Here is a 15,526-nt window from a genome sequence, read left to right as displayed (position 1 = left end):
CCCGCTTGCGGCCGTCGGCGGCAAATAGATGCAGCTTGTCGCTGGCGGCCACCGCCCTGATTCGCTCCCCGATGGCTGGCCCGATGGCGCCCGGAATCCGCACGATGATCTCGCCCGGCGGCAGTTCTCCGGGGGTGGCGGCGACACCCTGCTCTTCCTTCTGCCTGGTGCCGTAGACGAAGGTTTCGGCGCCGACGCGCTCGATCGCTTCCACGGTGAGGCCGAGCGCCACACCGCCGGGTACCGTCTCGTTGGTGATGACGAAATCCTCCGGCCGGATGCCCAAAATGCCGGCTTCATTGACGCGGGCATCGCCGTTCAGTTGCGATTTGAGTTCGTCGGAGCGCAGCGGCATCAGATTCATCGGCGGCGCCCCGATGAAGGACGCGACGAAGGTGGTGGCCGGCTTCTGGTAGATCTCGAGCGGATTGCCGATCTGCTCGACCTGGCCGCCATTCATGACCACGAGGATGTCGGCCAGCGTCATCGCCTCGAGCTGGTCGTGGGTGACGTAGATCGAGGTCGTCGAAAGGCGGCGCTGCAGTTTGCGGATTTCGACCCGCATCGCGATGCGCAGCTTGGCGTCGAGGTTCGACAGCGGCTCGTCGAACAGAAACACTTTCGGCTGCCGCACGATGGCGCGGCCCATCGCCACGCGCTGGCGCTGGCCGCCGGACAATTGCCGCGGCTTGCGTTCGAGCATGGCGCCGAGTTCGAGAATGCGCGCGGCTTCCTCCACCCGCGTTTTGATCTCGGGCTCGGCCATGCCGCGGTTGCGCAACCCATAGGCCATGTTGTTGTAGACGGTCATATGCGGGTAGAGCGCGTAGTTCTGGAACACCATCGCGATGTCGCGATCGGCCGGCTCGATCTGGTTGACGACACGCCCGCCGATATCGATCTCGCCGCCGGTGATGGTCTCCAGGCCCGCGACCATGCGCAGCAGCGTGGATTTGCCGCAGCCGGAAGGCCCGACCAGCACACAGAACTGGCCGTCGCCGACCTCGAAGTCGATGCCCTCGATGGCCTCGAAGCCACCGGCATAGGTCTTGCGGACGTTGCGAAGCGTGACGTTGGCCATGACTACCTTACTTCTCCGTCTCGACCAGGCCGCGCACGAACAGCCGCTGCATGAATACGACGACCGCGACCGGCGGCAGCATTGCCAGAATGGCGGTGGCCATCGCGAGTTGCCATTCGGCGAGTTCGTCGGTGGTGTACAGCATCTTCTTGATGCCGATGACGATGGTCTGCATCGAATCCTGCGTGGTGATCAGCAGCGGCCACAGATATTGATTCCAGCCATAGATGAACTGGATCACGAACAGGGCGGCGATCGTCGTCACCGAGAGCGGCAGCAGCGTATCCCAGAAGAAGCGGAAGGGACCTGCACCGTCGATCCGCGACGCCTCCAATAGCTCCTCAGGGATGGTCATGAAGAACTGCCGGAATAACAGCGTGCCGGTGGCGGAAGCGATCAGCGGCAGGATCAGCCCGGCATAGGTGTCGAGCATCTTGAGGTCGGCCACCACCTTGTAGGTCGGATAGATGCGGACCTCCACGGGGAGCATCAGCGTGACGAAGATGATCCAGAACGCGGTCTTGCGGAACGGAAAGCGGAAATACACCACCGCATAGGCCGACAGCATCGAAATGAAGATTTTGCCGAGCGCAATGCCGAGCGCGGAGATGAACGAGTTGATCAGCATCTGAGCGACCGGCTCGCGGCTGGTGCGGGCGCCGCCGATGAATACGGCGCGGTAGTAATTTTCCAGCATTTGGTCGCCGGGCGAGAGCGGCATGTTGCCGCTGACGACGGTGGCGGCGTCATGGGTGGATGCGATCAGCGCCAGATAGACCGGAAAGGCGACGATGAAGACACCGAGGGTCAGGATCGCATAGGCGATGATATCGTTGAGCGGGCGGTGCTCGACCATCAGTATTGCACCTTGCGCTCGATATATTTGAACTGGATCGCGGTCAGCGCGATCACGATGATCATCAGGATCACCGACTGCGCGGCCGAGCCGCCGAGATCGCCGCCAAGCCGTCCGTCGGCGAACACCTTGTAGACCAAGGTGGTGGTGGCGCCGGCCGGGCCGCCGCCGGTGACGGCGTCGATGATGCCGAACGTGTCGAAGAAGACGTAGACGACGTTGACGACTAGGAGGAAGAACGTGGTCGGCGACAGCAGCGGGAAGGTGATGGTCCAGAACCGCCGCAACGGGCCCGCGCCGTCGATCGCGCCGGCTTCCAGCACGCTTTTCGGGATCGATTGCAGCCCTGCGAGAAAGAACAGGAAGTTATACGAGATCTGCTTCCACACCGCCGCCATCACTACCAAGGCCATGGCGTGGTTGCCGTTCAACAGCGGATTCCAGTCGAAATTCATAAAGCGCAGCGGCCGCGCCAACGTGCCGAGCGAGGGATGAAACATGAAGATCCACAGCACGCCGGCGACCGCTGGCGCCACCGCATAGGGCCAGATCATGAGCGTCTTGTAGGCGCCGGCGGCCTTCAGGTTCTTGTCGGCCTGGGTTGCAAACAACAGCGCAATGGAGAGCGACAACGCCGCGACCAGCGAGGAGAACACCACCGTCACCATCATCGCTGCGTAATATTCAGGCTGGGCGAGCAGTGTTGTGTAGTTTTCCAGGCCGACGAATTCGGAAGTCAGCCCGAACGCGTCCTCGCGCAGGAAGGATTGCCAGACCGCCTGGCTCGCCGGCCAGTAGAAGAATACGAATGTGATGATGAGCTGCGGAATCAGCAGCAGGTAGGGCAGCAGCTTGCTGTTGAAGACGACAGACTTTTCCATTCAAGCCGCTTGCGTGATGCGAGAGATGCTCCCTCCCCGGGCGGAGAGGGAGCCGTGGTGGGTCTTACTTTGCCGTCTTTTCGAACGTACGCAACATTGCATTGCCGCGTGCGACCGCCGCATCCAACGCTTCCTTGGCGGTTTTCTTGCCGGCCAGCGCGGCTTCCAGCTCCTCGGCCCAGAGGTCGCGCATTTGCACCATGTTGCCGAAGCGCAGGCCGCGCGAATTCTCGGTCGGCTCCTTGTTGGTCAATTCCTTCAGCGGCGTCTGCAGCGTCGGGTTCTTTTCGTAGAAGCCGTCCTTGACGGTCTTTTCATAGGCCGCCTTGGTGATCGGCAGGTAGCCGGATTCCTGGTGCAGCTTGGCCTGGCGGTCGGTCGCGGACAGGAAGGTGAAGAACTTGGCGACGCCCTTGTATTCCTCGGGCTTCTTGCCGCCCATCACCCACAGCGAAGCGCCGCCGATGATCGAGTTCTGCGGGGCGCCCTTGGCGTCGGGATAATAGGGCATCGGCGCCGAGGTGAAGTCGAACTTGGCGGTGCTCTTGGCGGTGGCGTAATAGCCCGACGAGGTCAGGAAGATCGCGCATTCGCCGGAAGCAAAGCGGTTTTCGCTGGCATTGGCCCGGCCGGCATAGTCGTAGGTTTTGTCCTTCTGCAGGTCGATCAGGTTCTGCAGGTGCTTCACATGCAGCGGCGAGTTGAACTCGAGCACGGTGTCGAATCCGTCGAGCCCGTTGGCCTTGCTGCCGATCGGCACGTTATGCCAGGCGGAGAACTGCTCGATATGCGCCCAGCTCGCCCAGGCATTGGAGAAGCCGCAGGTGGTGTGGCCGGCCGCCTTCAGCTTCTTGGCGGCCTCGAATACTTCCGGCCAGGTCTTCGGAATCTCGGTGACGCCGGCCTTCTTCAGTTCGTCCTTGTTGATCCACATCACCATCGATGAGGAGTTGAAGGGAAACGACAGCATGTCGCCCTTCGAGGTCGAATAGTAACCGGTGATCGCGGGCAGATAGGCCTTGGGGTCGAACGGCTCGCCGGCATCCTTCATAAGCTGGTAGACCGGCTTGATGGCGCCGGTGGCGCTCATCATCGTCGCGGTGCCGACCTCGAACACCTGAATGATGTGGGGCGCGGTGCCGGCGCGGAAGGCGGCGATGCCGGCATTCATGGTGTCGGGATAGCTGCCCTTGAAGGTCGGGACGACCTTGTAGTCGGATTGGCTGGCGTTGAACTCCTCGGCGAGCTTGTTGACGATGTCGTTGTTGCCGCCGGTCATGGCGTGCCACCACTGGATCTCGGTCACAGCGTGGGCGGGCGTTGCAAGCGCCAGCGCAACCGTCACTGCCGCCGCTGCGCCGAATTGTCGAAGTGCCATGGAATTCCTCCGGGTTGGGGTCGCCACCTTCGTTTCGCGCGATAACAGCGACGGATGACGTGCAAATGACCGTATAAGCGAAAGGATGGTATTGGGAAAGCGTGCGCGGAGGGAAGCCGGAAAATAGGCGAAGGCCACAACGCTCCCGTCGCCGCCGCCTTGTGCGCAATTGCGCACAAGGCAGGGGCGACGATGGTTACCGCTTGCGGTCAGAGCCGCAGACCGCGCCCTTGGCGACCAGCGCAGCGATCTCGTCTTTGGAATAGCCGAACTCGCCGAGCACCTCTGATGTGTGCTGGCTGAATTTCGGCGGGGTGCGCTGCAAGCTCGGCTTGGTCCGCTCCAGCCGGATCGGGGAGGCGACGCCCTTGTACCAGTCCTTTTCGATGATATCGCCGCGATGCAGCGTATGCGGATTGGTTAGCGCCTGGTCGATCCTCTGCACCGGNGATCCTCTGCACCGGCCCCGCCGGCAGACCGGCGGCGAGCAGCCGATTGCAGAGCGGCTCGGCCTCGTGCTGGCTGAACACGGCGGCAAGCTCGGCGCGCAGCGCGTCGCGGTTGGCGATGCGGTCCTTGTTGCGGGCAAAGCGCGGATCGGTGCCGAGCTCGGGCTTGCCGATTTCCTTGGCGAGCTTGCGGAAGGTGCCGTCATTGCCTACGCCGATGAAGATGTTGTCGGTCTTGGTCGGGAAGATCGCATACGGCACCAGATTCGGGTGCTCGTTGCCGGTCAGGCTCGGCGGCTTGCCATGCATGAAATAATTCGCGGTATGCGGATGCATGATCGCGAGGCCGGTTTCATACAGCGTGGTTTCGAGAAACTGTCCCAAACCGGAACGTTGCCGCTCCGACAGCGCCATCAGGATGCCGATCGCGGCGTAAAGCCCTGTCGTGATGTCGACCAGCGGAACGCCGATCCGCATCGGGCCGCTTTCGGGCGAGCCGGTTGCTGCGATCATGCCGGTCATGGCCTGGATGATCGCGTCATAACCGGGATTGCCGCCGCGCGGGCCGTCGGCGCCGAAGCCGGAAATCCGGCAATGCACCAGCTTTGGAAACTTCGCGCGCAGCACGTCGTTGCCGATGCCCCATTTGTCGAGCGTGCCCGGCTTGAAATTCTCGATCAGGACGTCTGCGGTCTCCAGCAATTTCATCAGCACCGCGCGCCCGCCCTCGGAGGCGAGGTCGAGCCCGATCGAGCGCTTGTTGCGGTTGATGCCGACGAAATAGGCCGCGTCCTCCTCGTGGAAGGGAGGGCCCCAGTCGCGCACCTCGTCGCCCGCCGGCGGTTCGACCTTGATCACGTCGGCGCCGTGGTCGGCGAGGATTTGCGTGCAATAGGGTCCGCCGAGCACGCGCGTCAGATCGATCACGCGCAGGCCGGTCATTGCGCCGGTAGAACTCATGGAGAAGACCTTCGCTCAGGATGAGAATGGATGCCCTGAGCTAGCGGTCTTCAGGCGCGGCAGCAATGGCGTCGCGCGCACGGGCGCATGACGCCACCGCTGTAGCAGGCGCCGCGAAAATTCCGCGGGGTGAGCGGCCCGTCGTCTCGGCGACGGGCCGTCCGGATCGCACCGTTACACGACCGTCAGGCGCACATCCACGTTGCCGCGGGTGGCGTTGGAATACGGACATACCTGATGGGCCTTGGCGACCAGCGCTTCCGCTTCCGCCTTGGGAACGCCGGGCAGCGAGACGGCGAGATCAATATCGAGGCCAAAGCCGCCTTCCGAACGCGGTCCGATGCCGACAGTGGAGGTCACCGTGGCGTCCGCGGGCACCTTTGGGCCGCCCTGGGAGGCGACGAACTTCATCGCGCCGATGAAGCAGGCGGCATAGCCGGCCGCGAACAACTGCTCGGGATTGTTGCCGGCGCCACCGCCGCCGCCGAGCTCCTTCGGCGTGGCAAGCTTGACGTCGAGCGCGCCGTCGAGGGTCGCAGCGGTGCCGTCACGGCCGCCGGTGGCCTTGGCGCTGGTCTTGTAGAGCACGTTCACGGACATGGTGGTCTCCCTTGGGTTTGCCGTTTCGATAGCTTATGTATTGCATACAATTAGATTGTGCACAATGCAGATTATTGCAGGCGACGCAATTTGATTGTATGCAATTGAAATCAAGCGCTTAGGACTCTAGATCGGGGCAAAGGCGCTGCCCGTTAACGAGGTCGTGATGGCCAGGAAATCTTCAGCGGACTTTCCGCTGCGGCTCGATAATCAAATCTGCTTTGCGGTGTATTCCACCGCGCACGCGTTCAACCGCGTCTACAAGCCGCTGCTCGACAAGCTCGGTCTGACCTATCCGCAATATCTCGTCATGCTGGTGCTGTGGGAGCGCGACGGCGTAGCGGTCAAGGACATCGGTGAGCGGCTGTTCCTGGATTCCGGCACGCTGACGCCGCTGCTCAAGCGGCTGGAGGCCGCCGACCTCATCAAGCGAACCCGCAGCACGGAAGACGAGCGTCAGGTGCTGATCGCGCTGACGATAAAGGGCGAGTCGCTCAGGGAGAAAGCGCGGGCCGTGCCGCAATCGATCCTGGCAGCGTCAGCCTGCTCGGTCGGTGAACTCGTGACGATGAAGAACGAGATCGTCGCGTTGCGCGATCGATTGAATGCGGTGTTGGGGGAGTAGGGGAAATTAGCCTGTCCAACGGAAGCTCGCGAAGCGAGCTGAGGTTGGTGGAGCCAGGCGGGATCGAACCGCCGACCTCTTGCATGCCATGCAAGCGCTCTCCCAGCTGAGCTATGGCCCCGTAACTCTATCGCCTGAGCACGATCATTTCGGAAAACTACTTTTCCAGATCATGCTCTCCCGCGAGTCGTGGGTAACTCGCGAGCATGTCCCTGAACCACAGTTCTGGGACGATCTCAAGTCTCTTCATCACCTCCGACGTCGCCGATGATGTCGGTAACGTCTTCGTCGCCCTCTTCCTCGTCCGGAATGAAGGTCGAATCGTCGTCGTCATCGTCCTCGATGGTCTCATCGATCTCGATGTCGTCTTCCGATTCGGGAACCTGGGCCTTGACCTTGCCGGTGTTCTCCTCGGCGTCAGCCTCCTCGAGCGAGACCAACTCTTCGGCCTCGGCGGGCTCCGGCATGTCGGCGGCGGTAGTTGCGGCGGCAGCAGCGCGTGCGGCATCGCCACGGGCGGTCCGGGGCGGCGCGATCGGCGCAATCGGCACGACCTCGCCGGTATAGGGCGAAATCACCGGGTTCTTGTTCAGGTCGTAGAACTTCTTACCCGTCGTCGGGCAAATGCGCTTGGTTCCGAGGTCGGATTTGGCCACGTGTGGATCCTGGGAATTTTTCGAAAAACGGTGCTTCACTTGGCTAGTTGAGGGCCCGGTGTCAATAGCGGTTTGACGCATTTGACGGCAGCGTGACGCCGGGGGGCCCATGTGATACTGCGGCCCCCGCAGAGGACCCCCATCTTGACCCATTCAACCGCCCAAACCCCGCTGGAATCCCGTTCCAGTGGCCCCCTGTCCGGGAAAGTACGTGTTCCCGGCGACAAGTCGATTTCACACCGCGCCCTCATCCTGGGGGCGCTTTCGGTCGGCGAAACCCGCATTTCCGGCCTGCTCGAGGGCGAAGACGTTCTCAACACGGCCAAATCCATGCAGGCGCTGGGCGCCAAGGTCGAGCGAACCGGACCGTTTGCCTGGAAGGTCGCAGGTGTCGGCGTGGCGGGGTTCGCCCAACCGGCTGGCCCGCTCGATTTCGGCAATTCCGGCACCGGCTGCCGGCTGGTGATGGGGGCCGTCGCCGGCTGCCCGATCACGGCGGTATTCGACGGCGACGCCTCGCTGCGCTCGCGGCCGATGCGCCGGATCCTCGATCCCCTCGAATTGATGGGCGCCAAGGCCGGCGAGACCAGGGAAGGTGGCCGCCTGCCGCTGACGCTGCACGGCGCACGCGATCCGGTGCCGATTCTGTATCGCACGCCGGTGGCTTCAGCCCAGATCAAGTCGGCGGTGCTGCTCGCAGGGCTCGCCGCGCCGGGCGTCACCACCGTCATCGAGCAGGAAGCCAGCCGCGACCACACCGAGCTGATGCTGAAACATTTCGGCGCCGAGATCGTCTCGGCCACCGAAGGCAGTCACGGCCGCAGAATCGCGCTCACCGGTCAGCCCGAACTGCATGGCGCCGAGGTCGTGGTGCCCGCCGATCCGTCGTCAGCGGCATTTCCGGTCGTGGCGGCGCTGGTCGTCGAGGGCTCCGATGTGACCTTCTCCGACGTGATGACCAATCCACTGCGCACCGGCCTGTTCACCACGCTGCGCGAAATGGGGGCGTCGATCGAGGAGAGCGACGTCCGTGGCGACGCCGGCGAGCCGATGGCCACCTTGCGCGTGCGCGCCTCCAAGCTGCGCGGCGTCGAGGTGCCGCCGGAGCGCGCGCCCTCGATGATCGATGAATATCTGGTGCTGGCGGTTGCGGCTTCCTTCGCCGAAGGCACGACCATCATGCGCGGCCTGCAGGAATTGCGCGTCAAGGAATCCGACCGGCTGGAGGCGACTGCCGCCATGTTGCGCGTCAACGGCGTCAAGGTGGAGATCACCGGAGACGACCTGATCGTCGAAGGGCGCGGCCACGTGCCGGGCGGCGGCCTTGTCGCCACCCACATGGATCATCGCATCGCGATGTCGGCGCTGGTGATGGGGCTGGCCGCCGACAAGCCGGTCAAGGTCGACGACACCGCCTTCATCGCCACCAGCTTTCCGGATTTCATTCCGATGATGCGTTCGCTGGGCGCGGAGTTTTCGTGAGAAGTGCGCTTGCGCGGTTCAGGACGGCGCAAGCCCAAGGCTCGTCACGGCTTCGAGCCAGACCGGCGATTCTTCCTTGAAGAGTTTCTGTGTCTCCTCGAAGGTCATCGCGGTGTCATCGACGCCGAACGATTTCATGACCTTCAGCACCTTTTCGGTCTTGCCGCCGGCGACGAGCAGTTTTGACAGTTTCTGAATGACCTCCGGTGGCGTGCCCGTGGGCGCGGCGCAGCACTGGAAGCCGGTCAATCGGAAGATGCGCGACGTTGCGCCCTGTTCGGCGAAGGACGGCACATCCGGCAGTGTCGACATCCGCTTGCGCGAGACGGCGACCGCATGGCCGCGGCCGCTCTGCAGGACGGACAATGCCGCGGAATAGCTGCCATGGGCGCCGTCGATAAACCCGCCGGCAAGATCGGTCCACATCGGCGCCTCGCCGCGGTAATGGACCGCTTCCATTTTGAGGCCGTACTGCTTGTTCATTTCGGCGACGGCCATATGCGCGTATGACCCGGCGCCGTAGGTGCCGATGTTGACCTTCTCGGCCTTCTTCGCATAGGCGACGAATTCGTCGAGCGTCCTGGCGCCCGTCTTCTCGCTGGCCACGAACGGCAGGCTGCCAGACGGCATGATGCAGATGAGGACGAAATCCTTGTCGGCGTCGTAAGCGATGTCCTTGATCAGAACCCGGTTCATGATCATCGTCGTCGAGATCGTGAACATCAGCGTGTAGCCGTCGGGCGCGGCGCGCTTGACTTCGACCGCCGCGACCGATCCCGAGGCGCCGGCCTTGTTTTCCACCACCACGTTCTGGCCGGTCTCGGCCCGGATATATTCGCCATAGGTCCGCGCGAACAAATCGGTCTGCCCGCCGGCGGGATAGCCGGCAATAATCTTGATCGGCTTGGTCGGCCAGTCGGCCTGCGCCTGGGCCGAAGTCCCGATCAGCGGGATGGCTGAGGCAGCGGCAGCGCTGCCGATAAAACGACGTCGTGAAATGGCGCTCATCGTATCCCTCCTGCCGGTGCTATTTCTGCAGATCCTTGAATGGAATTCCCGGTCTGGTTTCAGACTAGAGGCGGCCACGGTCTGGGCGAGGAACATTTGGACGCATCTGGGATGCGTCCGTCCTGCGGAATTCTCGTTCCCGGCGGTTGGCGTGCTACCGTTCTGTGGGCGATATCGCCTGTAGTCGCCCAATCCTTTGGCGGCGGCCTTGACCATCATCGCCGCTCTGTGCACATGGCACGCATGATCATCGCCATCGACGGGCCGGCGGCATCCGGCAAGGGCACGCTCGGCAAGCGGCTCGCTCACCATTACGGCTACCGCCATCTCGACACCGGCGTGATCTATCGCGCCGTGGCGAAGGCGTTGCTGGATCGGGGTTTTGACCTCACCGATGAGGCGCGGGCGGTTGCCATTGCGATGGAGCTCGACCCCGAAAATTTCGGCCATCCCGAGCTGAAGAGCCAGCGCATCGGCGACGCCGCATCAGTCGTGTCGGCGATCCCCAGGGTGCGTGAGGCCCTGGTCAATTTTCAGCGCCAATTCGCGGCCGACCCGCCCGGCGCGGTGCTCGATGGGCGCGACATCGGCACGGTGATCTGCCCGAACGCCGACGTGAAGATCTTTGTCGTCGCCGACCCGCAGGTGCGGGCCCACCGCCGGACGCTGGAAGCGCTGGCGCGTGGCGAAGCCGCCGACGAGGCAATGGTGCTGGCCGACATCCTCAAGCGCGACGAACGGGACAAGAACCGCGCGGCCGCGCCGCTAAAGGCGGCCGAAGATGCGCATATCCTCGACAATTCAAATCTCGATGTCGAGGCCAGCGTGAGCGCCGCCATTGCGATCGTCGAGGCCGTCCGCGCCGCGCGGTGAAGGTTTCGGTAAGCCCCGCTCGACCGGGCCTGGATTTGTCAGTTCTTCGAGCGCGCGCGGTCGAACGGCAATTGCTGTTCGGCCATCATGACGGGCTTCGACTTGGCAGCGGCAACCGCCTTGTCGGTCGCAAAAGCGGCCGGCTTGCCGGCAACGGCCGTGGCGACGGTAAAAACGGCGAAGGCGGTCAGAGCGATCAGGCTCTTCATGGTTGGCACTCCCCTGTTTTGGATCGGACCATCGTGCGGGGCGACGCTTAAGGGCGGGTTCCATCTCGCCTGGGCTTGCGGACCTTTCGCGCCGTGCGGTCAACAGGGCGTTGAATGCGCGGGCCCAAAGCGCGGGGCAATGCTTAGCTTCCATCAGCCTTAAGGGCCCGTAAATCGGGGCATTTCCGGCTTGCCCGGCGGGGTCCTTGGGGCTATATCAGCGCCATCCGGGCCGCCGTCGATAAGATCAGGGCTGTCCGAGCGGGCCGGCAGGAGAGTTCAGTTCCCTGCCGTCATTGGAGGAAAGTCCGCTCCAGGTTCCTGAAATCGACACGCTCGTTTCAGGTCCGGATAATTCAAACGTATCGAACGTGCAGGCAAGCTGCCGGCCCGCTTTTGCGCCTCCGCAAAAAGCGGTCGTCAGGGTTTGCGGACCCCTGACACTTCACGCGCGATGCGCCCTTTAACCCGAATGGCCGGCGATATCCCGCATTGGAGAACAAATGGCTTCGACTGCTGCTTCTTATAATCCTACCCGCGACGATTTCGCTGCAATGCTGGACGAGTCCTTCGCCGGCGGCAATCTGCAGGAAAGCTCCGTCATCAAGGGCAAGGTGGTTGCAATTGAAAAGGACATGGCCGTCATCGACGTCGGCCTGAAGACCGAGGGCCGCGTCGCGTTGCGCGAATTCGCCGGCCCCGGCCGCGAAAGCGATCTCAAGGTTGGCGACGAAGTCGAGGTGTTTCTCGACCGGATCGAGAATGCGCTCGGCGAAGCCGTGCTGTCGCGCGACAAGGCGCGCCGCGAGGAAAGCTGGGGCAAGCTCGAGAAGGCCTTCAACAACAACGAGAAGGTTCACGGCGTCATCTTCAACCAGGTCAAGGGCGGCTTCACGGTCGACCTCGACGGTGCCGTTGCCTTCCTGCCGCGCTCGCAGGTCGATATCCGTCCGATCCGCGACGTTGCGCCGCTGATGAACAACTCGCAGCCGTTCCAGATCCTCAAGATGGACCGCCGCCGCGGCAACATCGTGGTGTCGCGCCGCACGGTTCTCGAAGAGACCCGGGCCGAGCAGCGCCAGGAGCTGGTGCAGAACCTCGAAGAAGGTCAGGTGATCGACGGCGTGGTCAAGAACATCACCGATTACGGTGCGTTCGTTGATCTCGGCGGCATCGACGGCCTGCTCCACGTCACCGATATCGCCTGGCGCCGGGTCAACCACCCGACCGAGGTGCTCACCATCGGCCAGACCGTGAAGGTCAAGATCATCAAGATCAACCACGAGACCCACCGCATTTCGCTCGGCATGAAGCAGTTGCTGGACGATCCGTGGCAGGGCATCGAGGCCAAGTACCCGCTGAATGCGCGCTTCACCGGCCGCGTCACCAACATCACCGACTACGGCGCGTTCGTCGAACTGGAGCCGGGCATCGAAGGCCTGATCCACGTCTCGGAAATGTCGTGGACCAAGAAGAACATGCACCCCGGCAAGATCGTTTCGACCTCGCAGGAAGTCGAAGTGCAGGTGCTCGAAGTCGATTCGGTCAAGCGCCGCATCTCGCTCGGTCTCAAGCAGACCATGCGCAACCCCTGGGAAGTCTTCGTCGAGAAGTTCCCGGTCGGTTCGACCGTCGAAGGCGAGGTCAAGAACAAGACCGAGTTCGGTCTGTTCCTGGGTCTCGACGGCGACGTCGACGGCATGGTCCATCTGTCCGACCTCGACTGGAAGCTTCCGGGCGAGCAAGTCATCGACAACTTCAAGAAGGGCGACATGGTCAAGGCCGTGGTGCTCGACGTCGATGTCGAAAAGGAGCGCATCTCGCTCGGCGTCAAGCAGCTCGAAGGCGACCCCTTCGCCGAGCCGGGCGACGTCAAGAAGGGCGCGGTCGTGACCTGCGAAGTGCTCGAAGTGAAGGAAGCCGGCATCGAGGTGAAGATCTCGGGCACCGACTTCACCACCTTCATCAAGCGCTCGGAGCTCGCCCGTGACCGCAACGATCAGCGCGCCGAACGCTTTGCCGTCGGCGAGAAGGTCGATGCCCGCGTGATCCAGTTCGACAAGAAGGCCCGCAAGGTGCAGGTCTCCATCAAGGCGCTGGAAGTGGCCGAAGAGAAGGAAGCCATCGCGCAGTACGGCTCCTCCGATTCGGGAGCGACGCTGGGCGACATCCTCGGCACCGCGCTGAAGAACCGCGAGAAGTAAGCTTTCAGCTTATCTGTCTGCGACATCAGGCCCCGGTTTCGACCGGGGCCTTTTTCGTTCAGGAGGCGGTATCCCTCCTTCTCCCCTTGTGGGAGAAGGTGCCTTCGCGAGGCGAAGGCGGATGAGGGGTTCTCTCCGCGGAGACAGACCTCTCATCCGTCGCGGACTTCGTCCGCGCCACCTTCTCCCACAAGGGGAGAAGGGAAGCAGGGGTCTTGTTTTCTTCATATTGCACCGCAATTGATGTAATCAGGTAATGCTTCGCTAGCGCTGCGGATGCAAAACGACCGGGATATTTCAGGAGAAATTCGATGTCGCTCGATTCGGACGTGATCGTCGATCGCCGCAGGATCCGCCGGAAGTTGACGTTCTGGCGCATTGCGGCCAGCCTGGTTGCTATTGCCGCGATCGTCACCGTCGGTGCGCTCGCGACCAGGAGCGGGCCGGCAGCGCTGACCGCGTCGGGATCGATCGCGCGCGTCAATATCGAGGGACTGATCCGCAGCGACCAGCAGCGCGTCGAGGCGCTGGAGCGGCTGGAGAAGTCGAGCCACGCCGCCGTCATCGTGCATATCAACTCGCCGGGCGGCACCACGGCCGGCTCCGAACAGCTCTACGATTCCCTGGTGCGGCTGAAGGCCAAGAAGCCGCTGGTCGTGGTGGTCGAGGGACTGGCCGCGTCGGGCGGTTACATCACGGCGCTCGCCGCCGATCATATCGTCGCCCGCCAGAGCTCGCTGGTCGGCTCGATCGGCGTGCTGTTTCAATTTCCGAATTTCACCGAGCTGATGAAGACCGTGGGCGTCAAGGTCGAGGAAGTGAAATCCTCGCCGTTAAAGGCTGCGCCCAACGGTTTCGAGCCGACCAGCCCGGAGGCTCGCGCCGCGCTCGATGCGCTGGTGAAGGATTCCTATGCCTGGTTCCGCGGCCTGGTGAAGGATCGGCGCGGCATGGATGAGGCGCTACTCGAAAAGGTCGCTGACGGCCGCGTCTTCACCGGCCGCCAGGCGGTCGAATTGAAGCTGGTCGATCAACTTGGCGATGAAAAATCAGCCGTTGCGTGGCTGGTGGCCGAAAAGAAGATCAAAAGCGACCTGCCGGTGCGCGACTTCAAGCTCACCCCGCAGTTTGGCGACCTGACATTCCTGCGCGCGGCGGCTTCCATCGCGTTCGATGCGCTCGGCTTGAGTTCCATTGCGCGCCAGATCGAGCAGGCCGGCGTCGCGCAGGCAGTCGACCAGTTGGCGCTCGACGGTATGTTGGCGTTGTGGCGCCCCGCTGCATCCAACTGAACCGCACCGGCTGCTTCGGATCCACTGTTCCCGCATTGCGGGTGTCGTCACAATCCCCTTCCGGGCCGCCCTTCAGGCCATTTCGCGTTGCCCAAAAGTGATTTAGCGTCTTGACAGTTCAAGGCATTTTCACGGAAATGGATATCCGCACGATCCCGGATCCCAACTTCGATGATCAAATCCGAACTTGTTCAGCGCATCGCCGAGCACAACCCGCACCTCTATCAGCGGGATGTGGAGAACATTGTGAACGCGATCCTCGATGAGATCGTCGCGGCTTTGGCACGCGGCGACCGTGTCGAGTTGCGCGGCTTCGGCGCCTTCTCGGTCAAACATCGCCCAGCGCGCGCAGGCCGCAATCCACGCACCGGCGCGCATGTGCCGGTCGACCAGAAGAGCGTCCCGTTCTTCAAGACCGGCAAGGAAATGCGCGAGCGGCTGAATCGCGACGACAGCTCGCCCGAGGCCGGTGCGTAAGGCTTTTTTCGGACTTTGACGCGATGTAGCCGTGTTGCGGGGCTCGTACCCGCCTTTCTCCATCACACCGAGAGATGGTCATGCGAAAGTTCTTCACGGCGCTGGTCGTCATCCCCCTAGGCCTGATCTTCATCGTCTTTGCGGTGGCCAACCGCCATTTCGTGACGGTGTCGTTCGATCCCTTCAATGCGGCCGATCCGGCGATTGCGGTGAGCATGCCGCTGTTCGCCGTGATCATTACGGTGGCCATTCTGGGGGTCGTGGCTGGCGGCATGGCGACCTGGTTCCGGCAGCGCCACTGGCGCCGGGCGGCGCGCCACCACGAGGCGGATGCCCGCCGTGCCCGGGCGGAAACGGCTGATTTGCGAGCTGCGGCGGCGGTGTCCCGGGCCGATCAGCAGCGGCTTCCGGCGCCGTCCAGTTACGGATTCTATGGGGCCGCCGGGCGAGACAAGCAGGGCGCGACGTTGTAGAACCCGCCCCGTCAGCCCCGGT

At 63.1% G+C, this 15,526-nt stretch carries 16 protein-coding genes, 1 tRNA gene and 1 pseudogene; 7 read left to right on the top strand and 11 right to left on the bottom strand.

Annotated elements, in window-relative coordinates:
- From CQ14_RS34200 to CQ14_RS34175, 7 genes and pseudogenes are all read right to left on the bottom strand, one after another.
- Nucleotides 1-1,081 (bottom strand): sn-glycerol-3-phosphate import ATP-binding protein UgpC (locus tag CQ14_RS34200; protein WP_057862166.1); only part of this gene is annotated, 1,081 nt, incomplete at its 3' end.
- A 7-nt stretch (nt 1,082-1,088) separates the two neighbouring features.
- Complete coding sequence (gene ugpE, locus CQ14_RS34195; protein ID WP_057862165.1) at nt 1,089-1,937, bottom strand: sn-glycerol-3-phosphate ABC transporter permease UgpE; 849 nt, start codon at nt 1,935-1,937, stop codon at nt 1,089-1,091.
- Nucleotides 1,937-2,818: a sn-glycerol-3-phosphate ABC transporter permease UgpA gene (gene ugpA / locus CQ14_RS34190; RefSeq protein WP_057862164.1), complete on the bottom strand. Its 882-nt coding sequence runs from the start codon at nt 2,816-2,818 to the stop codon at nt 1,937-1,939. Before ugpA ends, ugpE begins: the two co-directional genes overlap by 1 nt.
- Nucleotides 2,819-2,882: 64 nt before the next feature.
- On the bottom strand, nt 2,883-4,196 hold the full coding sequence (ugpB, locus tag CQ14_RS34185) for a sn-glycerol-3-phosphate ABC transporter substrate-binding protein UgpB (RefSeq protein WP_057862163.1): 1,314 nt from the start codon (nt 4,194-4,196) through the stop codon (nt 2,883-2,885).
- A 209-nt stretch (nt 4,197-4,405) separates the two neighbouring features.
- Nucleotides 4,406-4,644 (bottom strand): annotated as a pseudogene (locus tag CQ14_RS47255) (hypothetical protein); the annotation flags it as partial.
- Between the two features lies 1 nt (nt 4,645).
- Nucleotides 4,646-5,605 (bottom strand): CaiB/BaiF CoA transferase family protein (locus CQ14_RS34180; RefSeq protein ID WP_245320743.1); only part of this gene is annotated, 960 nt, incomplete at its 3' end.
- 174 nt (nt 5,606-5,779) lie between these two features.
- The gene (locus CQ14_RS34175; protein ID WP_057837514.1) at nt 5,780-6,205 is read right to left on the bottom strand and encodes an organic hydroperoxide resistance protein; all 426 of its coding nucleotides are present in this window, start codon (nt 6,203-6,205) and stop codon (nt 5,780-5,782) included.
- 166 nt (nt 6,206-6,371) lie between these two features.
- Between CQ14_RS34175 and CQ14_RS34170 the strand changes: the two genes are divergently transcribed.
- Entirely contained in the window at nt 6,372-6,830 is a 459-nt protein-coding gene (locus tag CQ14_RS34170; protein ID WP_057862162.1) for a MarR family winged helix-turn-helix transcriptional regulator, read from the top strand.
- Nucleotides 6,831-6,875: 45 nt separating this feature from the next.
- Here CQ14_RS34170 and CQ14_RS34165 read toward each other — a convergent pair.
- Together CQ14_RS34165 and CQ14_RS34160 are read right to left on the bottom strand one after the other, a co-directional pair.
- Nucleotides 6,876-6,951, bottom strand: a tRNA-Ala gene (locus tag CQ14_RS34165).
- A 115-nt stretch (nt 6,952-7,066) separates the two neighbouring features.
- A complete protein-coding gene (locus CQ14_RS34160; protein ID WP_057862161.1) occupies nt 7,067-7,486 on the bottom strand; it encodes a TIGR02300 family protein in 420 nt (139 codons plus the stop codon).
- A 144-nt stretch (nt 7,487-7,630) separates the two neighbouring features.
- Here CQ14_RS34160 and aroA point away from each other — a divergent pair, with 144 nt between their 5' ends.
- Nucleotides 7,631-8,968: a 3-phosphoshikimate 1-carboxyvinyltransferase gene (gene aroA, locus CQ14_RS34155; protein ID WP_057862160.1), complete on the top strand. Its 1,338-nt coding sequence runs from the start codon at nt 7,631-7,633 to the stop codon at nt 8,966-8,968.
- Between the two features lie 18 nt (nt 8,969-8,986).
- On the opposite strand, the gene CQ14_RS34150 is transcribed toward aroA, so the two are convergent.
- On the bottom strand, nt 8,987-9,976 hold the full coding sequence (locus tag CQ14_RS34150; RefSeq protein ID WP_057862159.1) for a Bug family tripartite tricarboxylate transporter substrate binding protein: 990 nt from the start codon (nt 9,974-9,976) through the stop codon (nt 8,987-8,989).
- Nucleotides 9,977-10,219: 243 nt separating this feature from the next.
- On the opposite strand from CQ14_RS34150, the gene cmk reads away from it, so the two are divergent.
- Nucleotides 10,220-10,849, top strand: a complete 630-nt coding sequence (cmk, locus tag CQ14_RS34145; RefSeq protein WP_057862338.1) for a (d)CMP kinase — start codon at nt 10,220-10,222, stop codon at nt 10,847-10,849.
- 38 nt (nt 10,850-10,887) lie between these two features.
- Here cmk and CQ14_RS44200 read toward each other — a convergent pair whose 3' ends face one another.
- Nucleotides 10,888-11,058 (bottom strand): hypothetical protein, encoded by a 171-nt coding sequence (locus tag CQ14_RS44200; protein ID WP_156435757.1) that lies wholly within the window; start codon nt 11,056-11,058, stop codon nt 10,888-10,890.
- A gap of 503 nt (nt 11,059-11,561) precedes the next feature.
- Here CQ14_RS44200 and rpsA point away from each other — a divergent pair.
- From rpsA to CQ14_RS34125, 4 genes are all read left to right on the top strand, one after another.
- The gene (gene rpsA, locus CQ14_RS34140; RefSeq protein ID WP_057837500.1) at nt 11,562-13,262 is read left to right on the top strand and encodes a 30S ribosomal protein S1; all 1,701 of its coding nucleotides are present in this window, start codon (nt 11,562-11,564) and stop codon (nt 13,260-13,262) included.
- 311 nt (nt 13,263-13,573) lie between these two features.
- Nucleotides 13,574-14,554, top strand: coding sequence for a signal peptide peptidase SppA (gene sppA / locus CQ14_RS34135; protein ID WP_057862158.1), 981 nt, complete (start codon nt 13,574-13,576; stop codon nt 14,552-14,554).
- A gap of 171 nt (nt 14,555-14,725) precedes the next feature.
- Complete coding sequence (locus CQ14_RS34130) at nt 14,726-15,031, top strand: integration host factor subunit beta (RefSeq protein WP_057837498.1); 306 nt, start codon at nt 14,726-14,728, stop codon at nt 15,029-15,031.
- Nucleotides 15,032-15,111: 80 nt separating this feature from the next.
- Nucleotides 15,112-15,504, top strand: a complete 393-nt coding sequence (locus CQ14_RS34125) for a LapA family protein (RefSeq protein WP_057862157.1) — start codon at nt 15,112-15,114, stop codon at nt 15,502-15,504.
- The last annotated feature ends 22 nt before the right edge of the window (nt 15,505-15,526 follow it).

This window comes from Bradyrhizobium lablabi (assembly GCF_001440475.1).
Lineage (GTDB): Bacteria > Pseudomonadota > Alphaproteobacteria > Rhizobiales > Xanthobacteraceae > Bradyrhizobium > Bradyrhizobium lablabi.
Note: the sequence above shows the minus strand (reverse complement) of the source record. Positions and strands in the feature narration are given on the sequence as shown.

Bases quoted from the DNA above. Each gene is read 5' to 3' on its own strand.
- ugpE (WP_057862165.1), bottom strand. From the start codon at position 1,937: ATGGTCGAGCACCGCCCGCTCAACGATATCATCGCCTATGCGATCCTG.
- CQ14_RS34125 (WP_057862157.1), top strand. From the start codon at position 15,112: ATGCGAAAGTTCTTCACGGCGCTGGTCGTCATCCCCCTAGGCCTGATC.
- cmk (WP_057862338.1), top strand. From the start codon at position 10,220: ATGATCATCGCCATCGACGGGCCGGCGGCATCCGGCAAGGGCACGCTC.
- CQ14_RS34130 (WP_057837498.1), top strand. From the start codon at position 14,726: ATGATCAAATCCGAACTTGTTCAGCGCATCGCCGAGCACAACCCGCAC.
- ugpA (WP_057862164.1), bottom strand. From the start codon at position 2,818: ATGGAAAAGTCTGTCGTCTTCAACAGCAAGCTGCTGCCCTACCTGCTG.
- ugpB (WP_057862163.1), bottom strand. From the start codon at position 4,196: ATGGCACTTCGACAATTCGGCGCAGCGGCGGCAGTGACGGTTGCGCTG.
- CQ14_RS44200 (WP_156435757.1), bottom strand. From the start codon at position 11,058: ATGAAGAGCCTGATCGCTCTGACCGCCTTCGCCGTTTTTACCGTCGCC.
- CQ14_RS34150 (WP_057862159.1), bottom strand. From the start codon at position 9,976: ATGAGCGCCATTTCACGACGTCGTTTTATCGGCAGCGCTGCCGCTGCC.
- sppA (WP_057862158.1), top strand. From the start codon at position 13,574: ATGTCGCTCGATTCGGACGTGATCGTCGATCGCCGCAGGATCCGCCGG.
- CQ14_RS34170 (WP_057862162.1), top strand. From the start codon at position 6,372: ATGGCCAGGAAATCTTCAGCGGACTTTCCGCTGCGGCTCGATAATCAA.
- CQ14_RS34175 (WP_057837514.1), bottom strand. From the start codon at position 6,205: ATGTCCGTGAACGTGCTCTACAAGACCAGCGCCAAGGCCACCGGCGGC.
- rpsA (WP_057837500.1), top strand. From the start codon at position 11,562: ATGGCTTCGACTGCTGCTTCTTATAATCCTACCCGCGACGATTTCGCT.